The sequence below is a fragment of the Sphingomonas sp. Leaf4 genome (assembly GCF_920939515.1).
Classification (GTDB): Bacteria; Pseudomonadota; Alphaproteobacteria; order Sphingomonadales; family Sphingomonadaceae; genus Sphingomonas.
In genome coordinates this window covers 38142-54822 of the sequence record NZ_CAKLBB010000018.1, presented here as the reverse complement: position 1 = coordinate 54822, position 16681 = coordinate 38142, and the positions used below count along the sequence as shown (strand labels likewise).

The following is a 16681-nucleotide window of genomic DNA, read 5'->3' as shown; positions in this document are numbered from 1 at the left end:
TTTTGCAAGCTCAAGGAGTTCAAACGCATCGCCATGCGTGCCTGCAAAACAGATCGCAGCTTCGAGGCCATGATCTACCTCGTCGCAGCCGTCATCAACTCACGTTGAATCCCCACAGGCCCTAGTCAGGGGGCCACTTCGCTGCCGTCCCACGCAAACACCCGGCCGCTCTGCGCTGGGGTCAGCGCGTCGAGCACCGCCAGCAGCCGCTGCGCGCTGTACGCCGGGGTGAACAGTTTTTCCGCCGGCACCCCTTTCTGGAACGGGCGGCTCAGACCAGTGTCGACGGTGCCGGGGTGGAGCGCGACGCAGACCGCTTGGGGCCGGCTGCGCGCCAGTTCGATCGCGGCGGTGCGCACGATCTGGTTGAGCGCCGCCTTCGACGCGCGATAGCCGTACCAGCCGCCCAGCCGGTTGTCGGAGATGCTGCCGACCCGCGCCGACAGGCAGGCGATGATCGCCGGTCCCTGCTTCGCCAGCAGCGGCACGAAGGCTTTCAGCGCCAGCGCCGGGCCGATGGTGTTGATCGCGAAATAGTCGGCGAGCAGCGTTGGATCGAGGTCGCGCAGCGCGCGTTCGGGGCCGCCATGGGGCGTTTGCAGCGTACCGGTGGCGACGATGACGCGGGTGAGTGGGGCGTCGATCGTGGTGGCGGCGGCTTCGATCGATGCGGGATCGGCGATGTCGAGCACGACATGATCCAAGCCGTCGGGCAGCCCGTCCGGCCGCGTCCGCGATGCGGCGATCACCGCATCCCCGAATGCGGCGAGGGCGGCGACCAGCGCACCGCCGATGCCGCCCCCTGCCCCGATCACCAGCGTGCGTGCCATGAACCCTCCGTTGTCAGGGGATCAAACGCGGACACGCATCGCTGGTTGCGGTTCTCACCCCACCATGCCGCCCGCCGCGAGGACGGCGAGCGTCACCAGTTCGTTGGCGGTCGAGGTCATCGGCGCGATCTGCACCGGCTTTTCCATGCCGATCAGCATCGGGCCGATCACATTGTCGCCGCCCAGTTCGCGCAGCAGCTTGGCCGAGATGTTGGCCGATTGCAGCCCCGGCATGATGAGCACGTTGGCCGGTCCCGACAGCCGCGCGAACGGGAAGTTCGCGAGCTGGCGCGGGTTGAGCGCGACGTCGGGGGCCATTTCACCTTCGTATTCGAAGCCGACGTGACGCTTGTCGAGCGCGGCGACGCCGTCGCGGACATTGTCGATCCACTGGCCCGAGGGATTGCCGAAGGTCGAGTAGCTGAGGAACGCGACGCGCGGTTCGTGGCCCATGCGCCGGGCGACGGCGGCGGTGCGCTCGGCGATGTCGGCCAGTTCCTCGCCCGAGGGGCGTTCGTTGATCGTGGTGTCGGCCATGAACACGGTATGGCTCTGCCCCACCAGCAGGTGGATGCCGAACGGCACCTTGCCGCCGACCGGATCGATCACCCGGCGCACGTCGCGGAACGTCTGCGCATAGGTGCGGGTGATGCCGGTAATCATTGCGTCGGCGACGCCCAGTTGCAGCAGCACCGCGCCGAAGCTGTTGCGGTCCTGGTTAATCATCCGCTCGGCATCGCGGCGCAGGAAGCCGCGCCGCTGCAACCGCTGGTAAAGGAAGTCGACCATCTGCGGCACCATCTCGCTGGTGCGGCTGTTGTGGACCTCATATTCCTCGGGGTTGGCGACGCCCAGCGCGCGTAGCCGGTCATGCACGTCGTCGCGGCCGACCAGCACCGGAATGCCATAGCCACCTTCCTTGAACGCGATCGCCGCGCGCAGCACGACTTCCTCTTCGCCTTCGGCGAAGAGGACGCGCTTGGGGTGCGCCTTGGCCCCTTCATAGGCCATGGTCAGGACCGACGTGGTCGGGTTGAGGCGCGCGCGCAGTTCCTGGCGATAGGCCTCCATGTCGAGGATCGGTCGCGTCGCCACGCCCGAATCCATCGCCGCCCGGGCAACCGCCGAGGGGACCAGTTCCATCAGCCGGGGGTCGAACGGCGCGGGAATGATGTATTCGGGGCCGAAACTGTGTTGCGTGCCATAGGCGAGCGCCACTTCCTCAGGGACCCGCTGGCGCGCCAGTTCGGCGATGGCGTTGGCGGCAGCGATCTTCATCTCATCGTTGATGCCGGTCGCACGCACGTCGAGTGCGCCGCGGAAGATGAAAGGGAAGCCGATGACGTTGTTGACCTGATTGGGATAATCCGATCGGCCGGTGGCAACGATCGCGTCGGGGCGTGCGGCCTTGGCCAGTTCGGGGCGGATTTCGGGTTCGGGGTTGGCCATCGCGAAGATGATCGGCGAGGGGGCCATGTCCTTGACCATCTCGGGCTTCAATGCGCCTGCCGCCGAGAGGCCGAGGAACACGTCGGCGCCGTGCAGCGCTTCGGTGAGCGTGCGGCGATCGGTGGCGGCGGCGTGGGCCGACTGCCACTGGTTCACGTCGTCGCGACCCTGATAGATCACGCCGGTGCGGTCGCACATGATGACGTTGGCGTGGGCGACGCCCATCGCCTTCATCAGTTCGGTACAGGCGATGGCGGCGGCGCCCGCGCCGTTGACCACGACCTTGACCTCGGACAGCTTGCGGTTGGTCAGCAGGCAGGCGTTGATGAGTCCCGCCGCGCAGATGATCGCGGTGCCGTGCTGGTCGTCATGGAACACCGGGATGTTCATGCGCTCGCGCAGCGTCTGTTCGATGATAAAGCACTCGGGCGACTTGATGTCTTCGAGGTTGATGCCGCCGAAGCTCGGCTCCATCAGCTCGACCGCGTCGATGAAGCGGTCGACGTCCTCGGTCTTCAGCTCGATGTCGATCGAATCGACGTCGGCGAAGCGTTTGAACAGGACCGCCTTGCCCTCCATCACCGGCTTCGACGCCAGCGCGCCGAGATTGCCGAGGCCGAGGATCGCGGTGCCGTTGGAGATGACGGCGACCAGATTGCCCTTGGCGGTATAGTCATAGGCGCAGGCGGGATCGTCGTAGATCGCCTTCACCGGCACGGCGACGCCGGGCGAATAGGCGAGTGCCAAGTCGCGCTGCGTCGCCATCGGTTTGGACGCGATGATCTCGATCTTGCCGGGACGCCCCTCCGAATGGAACAGCAGCGCCTCGCGCTCGGAAAACTGGTCGGTGGTTTCGGACACTGGCGCTTCTCCCGTTTGGGAGCGGCTTTACGCAAGGGACGCCGGGCGGGGCAAGGCTATTGTCCCGTCATGCGGGATTTGCCCGATCGCAGCAACGAAACAAAACGGCCCGGACTCCGCGAAGGGAGCCCGGGCCGCATGTCTCCGCCGGGGCGGATGCGATCAATTGTTGCCGACGACCGGGGTCGAGGCGACGATGCGCGGCTGGTCGACATACAGCGTCCAGAAATTCGCGATCTCGCCGCGCGGGCCGTTCGTCACCTTGGCGAACGCCGCCTTGGCTTCGGCCGACTGGCCGGCACGGGCATGGGCGATGCCGATGCGGGTGTTGACCTCGTCGGCATCGACGCCGCCCTTCGACAGTGCGAGCTGGTACAGCTCGACCGCCTTGGCGTTGTTGTTGTTCGCCAGATAGACGTTGCCCGCTGCCGCCGCCGCGCGGCCGTTCGCCGCCGACTTGGCACGGGTTTCGAGGCCCGTCACCGGACCATCGGTGCGAATCTGGCCCTGCGCGGTCGTCTTGAGGCCGGTGAAGATCGTCGCCGACGCCGGGATCTTGCCGGTCGCGCGGCCTTCGTCGATCACCGCGACCGTCTCATAGGGCAGGCCGATGTCCTGCGTCGTCTGAACGTACTCGCGATAGTCGTTCTGGTCGGCGAGCGACTTCGTCTCGCGCATCAGGCGGAGCACGTCGACACGCGCCTGGTTGCCCAGCGTCGCGCCCTTGTTGTCGGCGCGGTCGCGGAACAGGATCAGTACCTTGCGCCAGTTCGCCTGCGTGGGATATTCGGTGAGCTGGCGGCGCGCCCACTGGCTCGCCTCGGCCGAACGATTGGCCTTGTACAGCGTCGAGATGGCATAGTCATACCAGTTGGGCGGCACCGGCTGGCCCGATGCCTTGCGCGCGGCGATGACCTTGTCGATCGAGGCGAGGCCCTGATCGACGTTGCCGCCCTGGATGTTGAGCTGCGCCAGACGCAGGTCGAGATCGAGGTTGTTGTAGCCCGCCGCGCGGGCGCGCTCGAAATTCTGGATCGCCACGGCGTTCTGCTTGGCGTCGAGCGCAAGGATGCCGCGATTATAGTAGAGTTCGCCCTTCGCACCGGCGTCCAGCTTGGGACTGGCGAGCAACTGGTCGATCGCGGTGGCGAGCGCCGGGCGATCGTTCTTCGCCTGTGCGGCCGAAACCTTCAACTGGGCGAGGAAATAGGCTTCATCGACATTGCCGGCGGTCGCGGCAGCCTGCGCGGCGGCGAGCTGCTGGTCGGCGGTCGCGAAATCCTTCGCCTTGATCGCAGCGTCGGCGGCGAGCGCTGCGGTGCGGAACGCCTCGCTGATCTGGATCTGCGGCGCGGCGGGCGCCTCTTCCTTCTTCTTGCGCTGGGCATCGGCGGAAGGCGTGATCGCCAGGGTTGCACCCAGGCCGAACAGGGCGGCGAGGGCAGCCTTGGAAACGAACGTCATGCCGTGAACTCTCCCGAAACTGGTGGCCGGACGCGCGCCCGGCAGGCGGCGTCCATCTAGGTGCTGGCGCGTATCCGCACAAGCGCGCACACGCCGCCAACTACCTGACGCCCGGTGAACGCGCGTTGAACGTTTCGGCTCCACCATCGGGCTTTGACGGCCGCGATCCCGGGCGGCTAAGCGGCGGCGATGATCGCTGTCCTCTCCCCCGCCAAGACGCTCGACTATGCCTCGCCCCTGCCCCCGCGCACCCCGTCGACGCCGCGACTGGCGGCGGAGGCCGACACGCTCGCGCGCGGCGCGGCGCGGCTGGGGGCCGGAAAGCTAGCGACGCTGATGAAGATTTCGCCCAAGCTCGCCGAGCTGAACGCCGCGCGCTTCCGCGACTTTCCGCAGGCGGCGGCGCGACCGGCGCTGATGGCGTTCGCCGGCGACGTCTATACCGGGTTCGAGGCCAAGTCGCTCGACGCGCCGGCGATCGACTTCGCGAACGATCACGTCCGCATCCTCTCCGGCCTGTACGGGCTGCTCCGTCCGCTCGACGCGATGCGGCCGTACCGGCTGGAGATGGGGACGCGCTGGGCACCGGGCCGGGCGAAAGACCTGTATGCGTGGTGGGATGACCGGATCGCGACGTTGCTGGCCGGCGACGTTGCCGACAGTGGGTCAGACACGGTGCTGAACCTCGCCAGCCAGGAATATTGGCACGCGGTGGCGGGCCGGCTCCCCGCCGGGATCCGCGTGATCGACGTCGATTTCCGCGAGCCCGGCCCCGATGGTCCGCGCTTCGTCAGCTTCCACGCCAAGAAGGCGCGGGGGATGATGGCGCGCTGGATGTGCGAACACCGCGTGACCGATGTCGCGGCGATGCAGGGGTTCGACAGCGACGGCTATCGCTTCACCGGTGCCGAGGGCGACCGCTGGAGTTTCGTGCGCGGGTAGATTTTCGTGGCGATGCCGGCCCGCTCCCCCATCCCGCCACCCATCAAGGATACGCTGTGGGCGGTGGGATGGGGGAGCGGGCCGGCACCGCATCCGCGTGAGCGGAGCAAACAACTACCCGCGCAGGATCGCCGCGATACCGGCGATCACCGACGATCCGGCGAGTGGCCCGATGAACATCACGAGCAGAAACAAACCGATGGTGGCGAGCATCGTCCGTTCCTGTCGCCGGGTCAGTCGCGGCCGGGGCGGTTCATAGCCGTCGGGCGGCGGGGGCCAGGCGTTACTGTCGTAGAACACAGCGGCGGCAACGCACGACGCGCCACTCGGGATGCGGCGTTACGTCCGATCGGGCACTCGTTTCGCCGCAACGACGATCACCGCGCTCGACAGCAGGATCGACGACACCAGCGCGCCGATCGCGAGCAGGCCGCCGTTGCCGATCTCGATCCGCGCGTGCAGCCGGCCGCGCTTGCCGACACGCAGCCTGAGTTCGGCGAGGTGGCGGGAGGGTGTTGGCGAAACCATGTCGATCAGAACGTCGCCGGTCGCGATCGGGTCCCGATCCATTCACCGTCGAAACCGACGTTGCCCCAATCTGCTCCCCTCCCTGGAAGGGAGGGGTTGGGGGTGGGTCGGTCGGTTGTGGAGCGCTTACGTTTCCTCGCGGGCCGACCCACCCCCCAGCCCCTCCCTTGTCAGGGAGGGGAGGAACAGGAGGCGCCTTGGCTGGAGGCCGATCGGTCCTACAAAGCCGGGATGTCGTGCGGACCATGGCGGCTCCCGCGCGCGGTCGCGGCACGGAACGTGGTCCACAGGAAAGGCGCCCCCGCTTGCGTGGCAGGGGCGCTCCCTCTCCTACCTCTTCATGCCGGCTCGCGGACCTTCGGCGCGGCGTCGCGCACGCCGGCGTCGACCGCATCGGCGAACTGCGCGAAATTCTCCACGAACAGGTCGACCAGCTTGGCCGCCGTCCGGTCATATGCCTCGCCGTCGGCCCAGGTCGAACGCGGGTCGAGGATCGTGGCGTCGATCCCCGGCACCGCCACCGGCACCTCGAAGCCGAAGTTCGGATCGGTGCGGAACTCGGCGTCGTTCAGCGACCCGTCAAGTGCTGCATTGAGCAGCGCGCGCGTCACCTTGATCGGCATCCGCTTGCCGGTGCCATATTGCCCGCCGGTCCAGCCGGTGTTGACCAGCCAGCAATCGACATTGCCCTTCGCGATCCGCTCCTTGAGCAGATTGCCGTAGACCGAGGGGTGGCGCGGCATGAACGGCGCGCCGAAGCAGGTCGAGAATACCGGCTCGGGCTCGGTCACGCCGATCTCGGTGCCCGCCACCTTCGAGGTATAGCCCGACAGGAAGTGGTACATCGCCTGATCGGGCGTCAGCTTCGCGATCGGCGGCAGGATGCCGAAGGCGTCGGCGGTCAGCATCACCACGTTGCGCGGCGTCGGCCCCATATTGTCGGCCGAGGCATTGGGAATGTAGTCGATCGGATAGGCCGCGCGCGAATTTTCGGCGATCGCCGGATCGTCGAGGTCGAGCGTCCGCGTCTCGGCATCCATCACGACGTTTTCGAGCACGGTGCCGAAGCGCTTGGTGGTGGCGAAGATTTCCGGCTCGGCCTCGGCCGACAGGCGGATCATCTTGGCATAGCAGCCGCCTTCGAAATTGAAGACCGCCGTGTCCGACCAGCCATGCTCGTCGTCGCCGATCAGCGTGCGGTTGGCATCGGCGCTGAGCGTCGTCTTGCCGGTGCCCGACAGGCCGAAGAATACCGCCGTATCGCCGTCGCGGCCGATGTTGGCCGAACAGTGCATCGGCATCGTGCCCGTTTCGGGCAGCAGATAGTTGAGCAGGCCGAACACCGACTTCTTCATCTCGCCGGCATATTGCGTGCCGCCGATCAGGATCAGCTTGTCGGTCAGGCTGACGGCGATCACCGTCTCGCTGCGGCAGCCGTGCCGTTCGGGATCGGCGCGGAAGTTCGGCAGGTCGATGATGGTATAGTCGGGCGCGAAGTCCGCCAGATCGGCGACATCAGGGCGCACCAGCATCGTGCGGATGAACAGATTGTGCCACGCCAGCGTGTTGATGACGCGCACCTTGACCCGGTGCTCGGGCTGCGACCCGCCGTACAGGTCCTGCACGAACAGCGTCGGTTCCTTGGCGACTTCGTCGAGGAAATCGGCCTTCAGCGCGGCGAAATGCGCAGGGTCCATCGGCCGGTTGGTCTTGCCCCACCAGATCGTGTCCTCGGTCTTCGCATCGCGGACCATGAACTTGTCCTGCGGGCTGCGGCCGGTGTGGCGGCCGGTGGTGACGACCAGCGGGCCGTCCTTGGCCAGCCGCCCCTCGCCGCGCGCGACCGCCTGTTCGACCAGTTGCGGCGTGACGAGGTTCCAGTGGACATCGGCCCCGGTCTCGATCCCCATCGCGTCCAGTCCGAAATCCGGCGTGACGTTCGCCATGCTGCCTGCACTCCCCTGCCCGACGCAATGCCGGATGCGATCGTGCGCCCGGTCCATCCATCGAATCATGATGCTTGCTTTATGCGTGCGAACACTTGCCGTCAAACACGTTAAACGCGGTTTTCGGGCGATATGTTGTTTTCGGACCGCCCGGCTAGTCTTGTCGAACGCTGGCAGTATTTGTCGGATGATTGGGCGGGGCGGCGGCGGTGGATAGTCGTTGCGCCGTGCCCCCGCTTTCCCGTAACCGTCGTCGATGGGCATGGAGCTTTGGCAATGACCGCGACGATCGCGCTGGTCGACGACGACCGCAACATCCTGACCTCGGTGTCGATCGCGCTGCAGGCCGAAGGGTTCGTCACCCGCGTCTATTCGGACGGCGAAGTCGCGCTGAAGGCCTTTGCCGAGAACCCGCCCGACCTCGCGGTGCTCGACATCAAGATGCCGCGGATGGACGGGCTCGAACTGCTGCGCCGGCTGCGCGAGAAGAGCCGGCTGCCGGTGATCTTCCTGACCAGCAAGGACGACGAGCTGGACGAGGCGCTGGGCCTCGCGATGGGCGCGGACGATTATATCGCCAAGCCGTTCAGCCAGCGGCTGCTGATCGCGCGCATCCGCGCCATCCTGCGCCGCGCCGAACCGGCGCTCGGCACCGGCGAGGGCGGCGGCGAGGCGGCGCAACCGGTGCTGGAGCGCGGCCGGTTGCAGATGGACCCGGCGCGCCACCGGGTGACGTGGCACGGCGACAATGTGACGCTGACCGTCACCGAATTCCTGATCCTCGAAACGCTCGCCAGCCGCCCCGGCATCGTCAAGACGCGCAATCAGTTGATGGACGCCGCCTATCACGACGACATCTATGTCGACGACCGCACGATCGACAGCCACATCAAGCGGCTGCGGCGCAAGTTCCGACAGGTCGACAAGGAATTCGACGCGATCGAGACGCTCTATGGCGCCGGCTACCGTTTCGCCGACGATTAGAGGGGAGCCGAAGCCCCTCCCTGACAGGGAGGGGTTGGGGTGGGTCGGCCCGCGCGGGAACGCTGCGCCCGCCCCGCACCGACCCACCCCCGACCCCTCCCTGCCAGGGAGGGGAGAGATTGCCCATGCCCGTCGCTGACCCGGTCGATACCGGCCCGACCGACGAAGGCGCGCTATCGCTGCGCTGGTCGGGGCGGGTGTCGCTCACCCCGCGCATCCTGTTCGTCAACATCTTCGCGCTGGCGCTGCTGGCGGGCGGCTTCTTCTATCTCGACGGCTACCGCGCGCGGATCGTCGACGGCCGCGTGGCGCAGGCCGAGCGCGAGGTGCGGCTGATCGCCGAGGCGCTGGCGTTGCTCCCGCCCGCCGAGCGGACCGACGAAATGGTGTTCTTCGCCCGCGCGGCGGGGATGCGGCTGCGCATCTATGACCGGCGCGGGCGGCTGGTCGCCGACAGCCGGCAACTGGGCGTGCGCAATTTCCAGTTGCGCGATCCCGACAAGGACGGCTGGCAACAGGATGCGGCGCGCGCGCTTGACGCGGTGATCGATACCGTCGTCGGCAACGAACGCGATCCGCTCTACCGCGAACGCGCGCCCGGGCGGGGCCTGCGCTGGCCCGACGTCGTCACCGTCCGCACCACCGGCGGAACGGCGGCGAGCGTCTGGCGCGCGCCCGATCGCACGCCGGTAATCACCGCCGCCGCGCCGCTGCCCGAGGACCGGGTGCTGATGTCGACGGTCAACGCGCGCGACATCACCCGCATCGTACGGACCGAGCGGGTGCGCCTCGGCATCGTGCTGGGCATCGCCGTGCTGCTGTCGGTGCTGCTGTCGCTGTTCCTTGCGCGCACCATCGTCCGGCCGATGCGGATGCTGGCACGCGCCGCGATCCGCGTGCGGCTGGGCCGCGACCGCGAGGTCGTCGTCCCCCGCCTGCCCAGCCGCCGCGACGAGATCGGCATGCTCGCGCGTGCCCTGTCCGACATGAGCGGCGCGCTACGCAGCCGGATCGACGCGACCGAGGCGTTCGCCGCCGACGTAACGCACGAGTTGAAGAACCCGCTCGCCTCGCTGCGCTCGGCGGTCGATGGCCTCGGCTCGGTACGCGATCCCGCGTTGCAGGCGCAGTTGCTGGCGATCGTGCAGGACGATGTGCGGCGGCTCGACCGGCTTATCACCGATATTTCCGACGCCTCGCGGCTCGACGCGCAACTGGCACGCGCCCAGTTCGAGCCGGTCGATCTGGCCGCGCTGATCGCCGCGCTGGTCGCCTACCGCGTCGATCGCGGCATCGAACGGGGCGTCCGCCTCGCCTTTGACCGCGACGAGCCGCTGGTGGTGCTGGGCGAGGGCGCGCGGCTGGAGCGGGTGTTCGCCAATCTGATCGAGAACGCCATCTCCTTCTCGCCGCCCGGCGGCACCGTGCGCATCACCGGCGACGACGACGGCGATCTGGTCGAGGTGCAGGTGGCGGACGAAGGCCCCGGCGTTCCCGAGGCGGAGCGCGAGGCGATCTTCCGCCGCTTCCATTCGGTGCGGCCCGGCGGCGAGGCGTTCGGGCAGCATTCCGGCCTCGGCCTTGCCATCGCGCGGACCATCGTCGAAGGGCATGGCGGTATGATCGCCGTCGATTCCCGCACCGACGCCCATGAGGGCGCACGCTTCATCGTGCAGTTGCCCGCCGCATGAGCGATGCCGATCCGCTCCACGCGACCTGCGTCGCGGTGCGCGGGGCCGGCGTGCTGATTACCGGCCGGTCGGGCAGCGGCAAATCGGACCTCGCGCTGCGCCTGATCGATCGCGGCGCGGTGCTGGTCAGCGACGACTATACCCATCTGCGCCGCGACGGCGACACGCTGGTCGCGACTCCGCCCGCGCGCATCGCCGGGCGGATCGAGGTGCGCGGCGTCGGCATCGTCCCCCTGCCGCATCTGGCAAGCGTGCCGGTCCGCCTGCTGGTCGACGCCGACTACGCGCCGCCGCGCCTGCCCGATACGGACACCATCGTCCTGCGGGACGTTCCGATTGCCCATGCCCGCCTCGCGCTGCGCGAGGCATCCGCCCCGCTGAAGGTCGAACTGTTGCTCGCAAGGATCATCGCATGACCACGGCCCCCATCCTGCTCGTCACCGGCATGTCGGGGGCAGGCAAGTCGACCGTCCTGCGCACGCTGGAGGACCTAGGCTGGGAAGTGGTCGACAATCTGCCGCTGCGCCTGCTCGAAGGGCTGCTGGCGATCGGCACACGCGATACCGGGCGGCCGCTGGCGCTGGGCCTCGGCCCCCAGACGCGCGGGTTCGACGCGCGACAGATCGTGCAGGCGATCACCGACCGCCCGGCGATGGGCCTGAGCATCCTGTTCGTCGACTGCGACACGCCCGAACTGGAGCGGCGCTACAACGAGACGCGGCGGCGGCACCCGCTGGCGCAGGACCGGCCCGCCCGCGACGGTATCGCCCGCGAACGCACGCTGCTCGGCCCGCTGCACGGCTTCGCCAACCGGCTGGTCGACACCACTGACCTGTCGGCCAGCGACCTTGCGCACTGGGTCCGCGATACCTTCACCCCCGATGGCGGCGGCGAACCGGTGCTGTCGGTCCTGTCGTTCGGCTTTTCGCGCGGCGTGCCGCGCGACGCCGACATCGTGCTCGACATGCGCTTCCTGCGCAATCCGCACTGGGACCCGGACCTGAAACCCGGCACCGGGCGCGACCCCGATGTCGCCGCCTATGTCATGGCCGATCCCGCCTATGACGCGGCAATGGCGTCGATCGAAACCATGCTCCTGACGCTGCTGCCGCGCTATCACGCCGAGGGCAAATCCTATGTGACGGTCGCGTTCGGCTGCACCGGCGGGCGGCACCGTTCGGTCCATGTCGCCGAACGGATGGGGGCATGGTTGCGCGAACACGGATTTTCGCCCACCATACACCACCGCGACCTTGGCACCGCGCCGCAGGACTCACTCGACGGCGCGGTGCAGGCGCCATGACGGATATAGGAACGACGACGAACATGATCGGCCTGGTATTGGTGACGCACGGGCGCCTCGCCGACGAGTTCGTCACGGCGATGGAACATGTGGTCGGCCCGCAGGAGCGGATCGCCACGGTCTGCATCGGCCCCGAGGACGATATGGAGGAACGCCGCGCCGACATCGCCGCCGCGATCGCCGCGGTCGATACCGGGCGCGGGGTGATCGTGCTGACCGACCTGTTCGGCGGCACGCCGTCGAACCTCGCCATCTCGCTGATGGAGGCTGGCCGGATCGAGGTGATCGCCGGCATCAACCTGCCGATGCTGATCCGGCTGGGCGGCGCGCGGAAAGCGATGAAGGTCGTCGAGGCGGTGGCAGCGGCGCGCGAGGCGGGGCGCAAATATATCTCGGTCGCCAGCGAAGTGCTGGGCGAGGCGGCGGCATGACCGTCAGCCGCACCGTGCAGATCACCAATCGCCGCGGCCTGCACGCCCGCGCCTCGGCCAAGTTCGTGACGATGGCCGCCGCGCAACCGATCGAGGTCAGCGTGGAAAAGGACGGATCGCGCGTCACCGGCACGTCGATCATGGGCCTGATGATGCTGGGCGCCGCAAAGGGCGACCACATCACGATCAGCGCGGCGGGCGACGGCGCGGATGCGGTGGTCGGGCAGCTCTGCCAGTTGGTCGAGGACCGCTTCGGCGAGGATTGACCTCCACCAGCACCCCTACAATTTTTTGGGGGTGGCGGACCCACACCCCGCATCGTAGCGCCGCAGCCCTATGGCACTCCCCGCGACCGCCGGTATCGACACGCTGACCGACAAGGAGAAGCAGACGCTTCGCCTGATCGTGCGCGGGCATGACGTGAAGTCGATCGCGGTGACGCTCGACCTGTCGGTCCATACCATCAACGAACGGCTGCGCGAGGCACGGCGCAAGCTGGCGGTGTCGAGCAGCCGCGAGGCGGCGCGGCTGTTGCTTGCGGCGGAGGAGGAGGTGCCCGCCGCCCCCCAAAATTCTGCGGACAGACAAAGCGGGGATGACCGCGCCGCGCAACCGGTCGATCCCGATACCGCGCCGATCGTCGGCGTCGGGACGGCGCAACGCCGCTCCCGCATCCTGATCGGAGCGTTTTGCATGACCCTGATGCTCGGCCTGCTGGCCCTGACCCTGCTGCCCGCCACGCCGCAAACGCCGCCCCCGCCGCCCGCGACGCTACCCACCATCCCCGCGCCCGAGGCGGCCAAACGCTTCCTGCTGCTGGTCGATGCCGGCCGCTGGGACGACAGCTACCGCCTGTTCGGCGTTGCCTTCCGCAAGCTCAACACCGCCGAGGTCTGGGCAAAAGTGTCGGACAAGGTCCGCACGCCGCTCGGGACCGTGCAGTCGCGCGAGCTGATCGGCGAGGAATATCTCCCCGCCCCGCCCTATGGCTATCAGGTCGTCAAATTCCGCACCCGCTTCACCGGCAAGCCCGAACCGACGGTCGAGACGGTGACGCTCGATCAGGAGCAGGAAGACTGGCGCATCGTCGGCATCACGATCGGCTGAGCGGTTCGGGCGGCGTCCATGCCGTTGGCCAGTGGTCGAAACCCTTTGCCGCCCGGATCGTCGTTCCCTGCAACGCGAAGAATACGAATTCGGGCGGGTCGGGCCAGCCGAACCACATGCGGTCGCGCACCACCCACACTTCGTCGCCGACGTTCGCCACCCCGATCGTATCGTCGCCGAACCGGCCCATGACCGGATCGGCCTCGATCGCGGTGGCTTCGTCGGCGCTCGGGGGACGCCATGTTACCGCGATCGTCCGGCACCGGCGGAAATGCTGGGCGAAGCGCACATCGTCCCACAGGCTATGCCCGAAACCGTCGCTATCCGCCGGCAGGCCGATCCCGAACAGGAAACGAAGATACTCGACCACGCCGCGCAGCATGGCGCATGTTCACGCCGAACCTCGCGCGGCGCAAGCGTTACGCGCCCCGCAACCGCCGCTCTTCCTCGACCATATAGTCGCGCGTCAGCGGCAACGCCCAGCGGTTGCGGGCCAGTTGCACCTGATAATTGACCATGCCGCCATGGCGGAACGCCGCCGCCGCACCCGCCAGATAGAAGGTCCACATCCGGTAGAACCGCTCGTCGTACAGTGCGACGATTCGGTCCTTCGCTGCCACCGTCCGCGCATACCAGTGGTCGATCGTCAGCGCGTAATGGACCCGCAGCACCTCGACATCGGTCGCGATCAGCTTGGTGCCCTCATAGCCGCGCACGATCTCCGACAGCGCCGGGTTGTAGCCGCCGGGAAAGATATATTTGGTGGTGAAGGTATCGGTGACGCCGGGCACCCCCATCCGCCCGATGGTGTGGAGCAGCATCACCCCGTCGTCGCTCAGCAACTCGCGGCATTTGCGGAAGAACGCGCCATAGTGCGGCGGCCCGACATGCTCGAACATGCCGACCGACACGATCCGGTCGAACCGCCCGGCGACGTGGCGATAATCGATCAGCTCGAACTTCACCTTGTCGGCGACGCCGGCTTCCTCGGCCCGCCGGCGCGCGACCTTGATCTGCGCTTCGGACAGGGTGACGCCCAGCACCTCCGCCCCGGTCCTGGCGTGGAGATACAGCGCCATCCCGCCCCAGCCGCAGCCGATGTCGAGCACGCGCATTCCCGGCCGAAGCGCGAGCTTGGCGGCGATATGCGCCTTCTTGTCGGCCTGCGCCTGTTCGAGCGGATGGTCGGCATCGGTGAAATAGGCGCAACTGTACTGAAGGTCGTCGTCGAGAAAGAGCGCATAGAGCCGGTCCGACAGATCGTAGTGATGCGCGACGTTGCGCTTCGACCGTCGTGCCATGTTCACCCGGTCGATCCGGTGGCGCACCGCGTCGAACCAGCGGATCGGCAGCGACGGCTTCAGGTTCCTGCCCCGCCCCCATGGCGTGTTGCCGGTCAGCAGCTCCACCAGATCGCGGATGTCGCCGCGTTCGATCAGCAGGTCGCCGTCCATGAACGCCTCCGCCGCGCCCAGTGCCGGATGGCGGACGATCCGCCCGGCGACACCGGGGCTGGCGAAACGGATCGCCACGTCGCGAAACGCCGGATCGGGCGCGCCGAAGGTGACGGTGCGGCCGTCGGCATGGGTCACGGTGAGCTGGCCCCGGCGGACCGTGCGGGCGAGGAAGCTGTCGATAAGCGCCATGCCCGGTCCGCTACCGCGCAAATGTGGCGTCGTTATGGATGTATGGCAAACAGCGTTGCTTGCCCCCCCTGACGGTTGCGCTACACCCCCGCCCCATGTTTTCCCGCCTGCGCGACCGCCCGTGGACCACCGCCCTGCTGATCGGAATCGCCGCGCAGGCGCTGTTTCTGTGGGGACTGGGGCGGCCGGGTAAACTGTCGTTCGACGAGGTGCATTACGTCCCCGCCGCGCGCACGCTGCTGGCGCTCGCCTTCCCCGCGAACACCGAACATCCGCTGGTCGCCAAGGCGATGATCGCAGCCGGTATCGCCCTGTTCGGCGATAATCCGTGGGGTTGGCGGATCATGGGGACGATCGCCGCGACCGCGACCGTGCTGGGCGTCTTCGCCGGTCTCCATCTGCTGTTCCGCCGGACCCATGTCGCCGCGTTCGGCGCGGGGCTGGCGCTGCTCAACCAGACCCTGTTCGTGCAGGCGCGCACCGCGATGCTGGAGGTGTATCTGGGGGCGTTCCTCACCCTCGCCATCGCCGCGCTGCTGTGGTCGATGCGCGGCCGGCCCGCGCCGCGCCTCACGCTGGCGGCGGTATTGTTCGGGCTGGCGGTCGGGGTGAAATGGGCGGCGGTGCCCTATGTCGCGGGCGCGGGGTTGCTGCTGGTGTGGAGCAAGACCGGCGGGCGCGACCGGTGGCCGGGACTGCGGGTGGTGCCCGCGCTGGCGATCCTGTTCGGGGTGAGCATCGCCACCTATTTCGCGACCTTCACCCCCGCCTTCTTCTATGCGCAGGAGCCGCTGACGTTCGGTCGCCTGCTGCCGTTCCAGTGGGAGATGTACCAGCGGCAGACGCAGGTGTTGGCACCGCATCCCTATCAGTCGAGCTGGTGGAGCTGGCCGTTGCTGCTGCGCCCGATCTGGTATTTCTATGAACCCGATGGCGGGGTGCAGCGCGGGGTGCTGCTGCTCGGCAATCCGGCGATCATGTGGGGCGGGCTGGCGGCGGTCGCGCTGTGCCTGTGGACGGGGGTGAAGCGGCGATCGAGCGCGCTGACCGGCGTCGCGCTGCTGTGGATCGGGTCGATCGCGGTGTGGGCGGTGATCCCCAAGTCGCTCGGCTTCTATTATTATTACCATCTGTCGGGCATCTGGCTGTGCCTCGCGCTCGCCGCCGCGTTCCATGCGTACGGCAAGGGCCGCTGGCGCCATGCCGACGAATGGTTCGGCTATCTGGCGATCGCGCTGTTCGTCTATTTCTATCCCATCCTCAGCGCCGCCGCGCTGGCCGGGCCGCAATCGTTCAATCGCTGGATGTGGTTTCCCGGCTGGCGTTGATTTGATTCACGCGAAGGCGCGAAGGCACGAAGAAGGTTTTGGTTCGCGCGGAGGCGCGGAGGCGCGGAGGAATGTTGCGCTTGCCGCGACAGCGGCTCTCCCTCTCAGGGTTCAGCAAGCGAGAGGCTTCGCCGGATTGGTAACAGTCGTCACGCCCGGACCCCCTCTGCG

General features: G+C 67.9%; 16 protein-coding genes. 9 read left to right on the top strand and 7 right to left on the bottom strand.

Annotation, left to right across the window (positions count from 1 at the left end):
• Positions 1–125: 125 nt before the first annotated feature.
• The 3 genes from LRA89_RS19225 to LRA89_RS19215 form a co-directional block, all read right to left on the bottom strand.
• Entirely contained in the window at positions 126–830 is a 705-nt protein-coding gene (locus LRA89_RS19225) for an SDR family NAD(P)-dependent oxidoreductase (RefSeq protein WP_230772595.1), read from the bottom strand.
• A 54-nt stretch (positions 831–884) separates the two neighbouring features.
• Positions 885–3140 (bottom strand): NADP-dependent malic enzyme, encoded by a 2256-nt coding sequence (locus LRA89_RS19220; protein WP_055759578.1) that lies wholly within the window; start codon positions 3138–3140, stop codon positions 885–887.
• A 162-nt stretch (positions 3141–3302) separates the two neighbouring features.
• Positions 3303–4604: a hypothetical protein gene (locus tag LRA89_RS19215; RefSeq protein WP_230772594.1), complete on the bottom strand. Its 1302-nt coding sequence runs from the start codon at positions 4602–4604 to the stop codon at positions 3303–3305.
• 189 nt (positions 4605–4793) lie between these two features.
• Here LRA89_RS19215 and LRA89_RS19210 point away from each other — a divergent pair, with 189 nt between their 5' ends.
• A complete protein-coding gene (locus LRA89_RS19210; RefSeq protein ID WP_230772592.1) occupies positions 4794–5546 on the top strand; it encodes a YaaA family protein in 753 nt (250 codons plus the stop codon).
• A 339-nt stretch (positions 5547–5885) separates the two neighbouring features.
• On the opposite strand, the gene LRA89_RS19205 is transcribed toward LRA89_RS19210, so the two are convergent.
• Together LRA89_RS19205 and LRA89_RS19200 are read right to left on the bottom strand one after the other, a co-directional pair.
• Positions 5886–6116, bottom strand: coding sequence for a hypothetical protein (locus LRA89_RS19205; RefSeq protein WP_230772590.1), 231 nt, complete (start codon positions 6114–6116; stop codon positions 5886–5888).
• 296 nt (positions 6117–6412) lie between these two features.
• A complete protein-coding gene (locus LRA89_RS19200; protein ID WP_230772596.1) occupies positions 6413–8020 on the bottom strand; it encodes a phosphoenolpyruvate carboxykinase in 1608 nt (535 codons plus the stop codon).
• A 276-nt stretch (positions 8021–8296) separates the two neighbouring features.
• Here LRA89_RS19200 and LRA89_RS19195 point away from each other — a divergent pair, with 276 nt between their 5' ends.
• The 7 genes from LRA89_RS19195 to LRA89_RS19165 all read left to right on the top strand — a co-directional run bounded on the left by LRA89_RS19195 (position 8297) and on the right by LRA89_RS19165 (position 13536).
• On the top strand, positions 8297–9004 hold the full coding sequence (locus LRA89_RS19195) for a response regulator transcription factor (protein WP_056497881.1): 708 nt from the start codon (positions 8297–8299) through the stop codon (positions 9002–9004).
• A gap of 125 nt (positions 9005–9129) precedes the next feature.
• Positions 9130–10695, top strand: a complete 1566-nt coding sequence (locus LRA89_RS19190) for a sensor histidine kinase (RefSeq protein ID WP_230772589.1) — start codon at positions 9130–9132, stop codon at positions 10693–10695.
• Complete coding sequence (locus LRA89_RS19185) at positions 10692–11111, top strand: HPr kinase/phosphorylase (protein WP_055759558.1); 420 nt, start codon at positions 10692–10694, stop codon at positions 11109–11111. Before LRA89_RS19190 ends, LRA89_RS19185 begins: the two co-directional genes overlap by 4 nt.
• On the top strand, positions 11108–11998 hold the full coding sequence (rapZ, locus tag LRA89_RS19180; protein WP_055759554.1) for an RNase adapter RapZ: 891 nt from the start codon (positions 11108–11110) through the stop codon (positions 11996–11998). Before LRA89_RS19185 ends, rapZ begins: the two co-directional genes overlap by 4 nt.
• A gap of 23 nt (positions 11999–12021) precedes the next feature.
• The gene (locus tag LRA89_RS19175) at positions 12022–12429 is read left to right on the top strand and encodes a PTS sugar transporter subunit IIA (RefSeq protein ID WP_055759551.1); all 408 of its coding nucleotides are present in this window, start codon (positions 12022–12024) and stop codon (positions 12427–12429) included.
• Complete coding sequence (locus tag LRA89_RS19170) at positions 12426–12695, top strand: HPr family phosphocarrier protein (protein ID WP_055759548.1); 270 nt, start codon at positions 12426–12428, stop codon at positions 12693–12695. Before LRA89_RS19175 ends, LRA89_RS19170 begins: the two co-directional genes overlap by 4 nt.
• Before the next feature lie 70 nt (positions 12696–12765).
• Entirely contained in the window at positions 12766–13536 is a 771-nt protein-coding gene (locus tag LRA89_RS19165; protein ID WP_055759546.1) for a helix-turn-helix domain-containing protein, read from the top strand.
• Here LRA89_RS19165 and LRA89_RS19160 read toward each other — a convergent pair.
• Both LRA89_RS19160 and LRA89_RS19155 read right to left on the bottom strand, forming a co-directional pair.
• Positions 13523–13918, bottom strand: coding sequence for a hypothetical protein (locus tag LRA89_RS19160; protein ID WP_055759544.1), 396 nt, complete (start codon positions 13916–13918; stop codon positions 13523–13525). The genes LRA89_RS19165 and LRA89_RS19160 overlap by 14 nt on opposite strands.
• A 37-nt stretch (positions 13919–13955) precedes the next feature.
• Positions 13956–15182, bottom strand: coding sequence for an SAM-dependent methyltransferase (locus LRA89_RS19155; RefSeq protein WP_230772588.1), 1227 nt, complete (start codon positions 15180–15182; stop codon positions 13956–13958).
• Between the two features lie 95 nt (positions 15183–15277).
• Here LRA89_RS19155 and LRA89_RS19150 point away from each other — a divergent pair, with 95 nt between their 5' ends.
• Positions 15278–16510 carry a phospholipid carrier-dependent glycosyltransferase gene (locus LRA89_RS19150; RefSeq protein ID WP_230772587.1) on the top strand — a complete coding sequence of 411 codons (1233 nt, stop codon included), beginning with the start codon at positions 15278–15280 and terminating at the stop codon, positions 16508–16510.
• Positions 16511–16681: the final 171 nt, after the last annotated feature.

Coding starts and splice junctions, on each gene's coding strand:
- LRA89_RS19225 (WP_230772595.1), bottom strand. CDS start 830: ATGGCACGCACGCTGGTGATCGGGGCAGGGGGCGGCATCGGCGGTGCG.
- LRA89_RS19215 (WP_230772594.1), bottom strand. CDS start 4,604: ATGACGTTCGTTTCCAAGGCTGCCCTCGCCGCCCTGTTCGGCCTGGGT.
- LRA89_RS19210 (WP_230772592.1), top strand. CDS start 4,794: ATGATCGCTGTCCTCTCCCCCGCCAAGACGCTCGACTATGCCTCGCCC.
- LRA89_RS19205 (WP_230772590.1), bottom strand. CDS start 6,116: ATGGATCGGGACCCGATCGCGACCGGCGACGTTCTGATCGACATGGTT.
- LRA89_RS19200 (WP_230772596.1), bottom strand. CDS start 8,020: ATGGCGAACGTCACGCCGGATTTCGGACTGGACGCGATGGGGATCGAG.
- LRA89_RS19195 (WP_056497881.1), top strand. CDS start 8,297: ATGACCGCGACGATCGCGCTGGTCGACGACGACCGCAACATCCTGACC.
- LRA89_RS19190 (WP_230772589.1), top strand. CDS start 9,130: ATGCCCGTCGCTGACCCGGTCGATACCGGCCCGACCGACGAAGGCGCG.
- LRA89_RS19185 (WP_055759558.1), top strand. CDS start 10,692: ATGAGCGATGCCGATCCGCTCCACGCGACCTGCGTCGCGGTGCGCGGG.
- rapZ (WP_055759554.1), top strand. CDS start 11,108: ATGACCACGGCCCCCATCCTGCTCGTCACCGGCATGTCGGGGGCAGGC.
- LRA89_RS19175 (WP_055759551.1), top strand. CDS start 12,022: ATGATCGGCCTGGTATTGGTGACGCACGGGCGCCTCGCCGACGAGTTC.
- LRA89_RS19170 (WP_055759548.1), top strand. CDS start 12,426: ATGACCGTCAGCCGCACCGTGCAGATCACCAATCGCCGCGGCCTGCAC.
- LRA89_RS19165 (WP_055759546.1), top strand. CDS start 12,766: ATGGCACTCCCCGCGACCGCCGGTATCGACACGCTGACCGACAAGGAG.
- LRA89_RS19160 (WP_055759544.1), bottom strand. CDS start 13,918: ATGCTGCGCGGCGTGGTCGAGTATCTTCGTTTCCTGTTCGGGATCGGC.
- LRA89_RS19155 (WP_230772588.1), bottom strand. CDS start 15,182: ATGGCGCTTATCGACAGCTTCCTCGCCCGCACGGTCCGCCGGGGCCAG.
- LRA89_RS19150 (WP_230772587.1), top strand. CDS start 15,278: ATGTTTTCCCGCCTGCGCGACCGCCCGTGGACCACCGCCCTGCTGATC.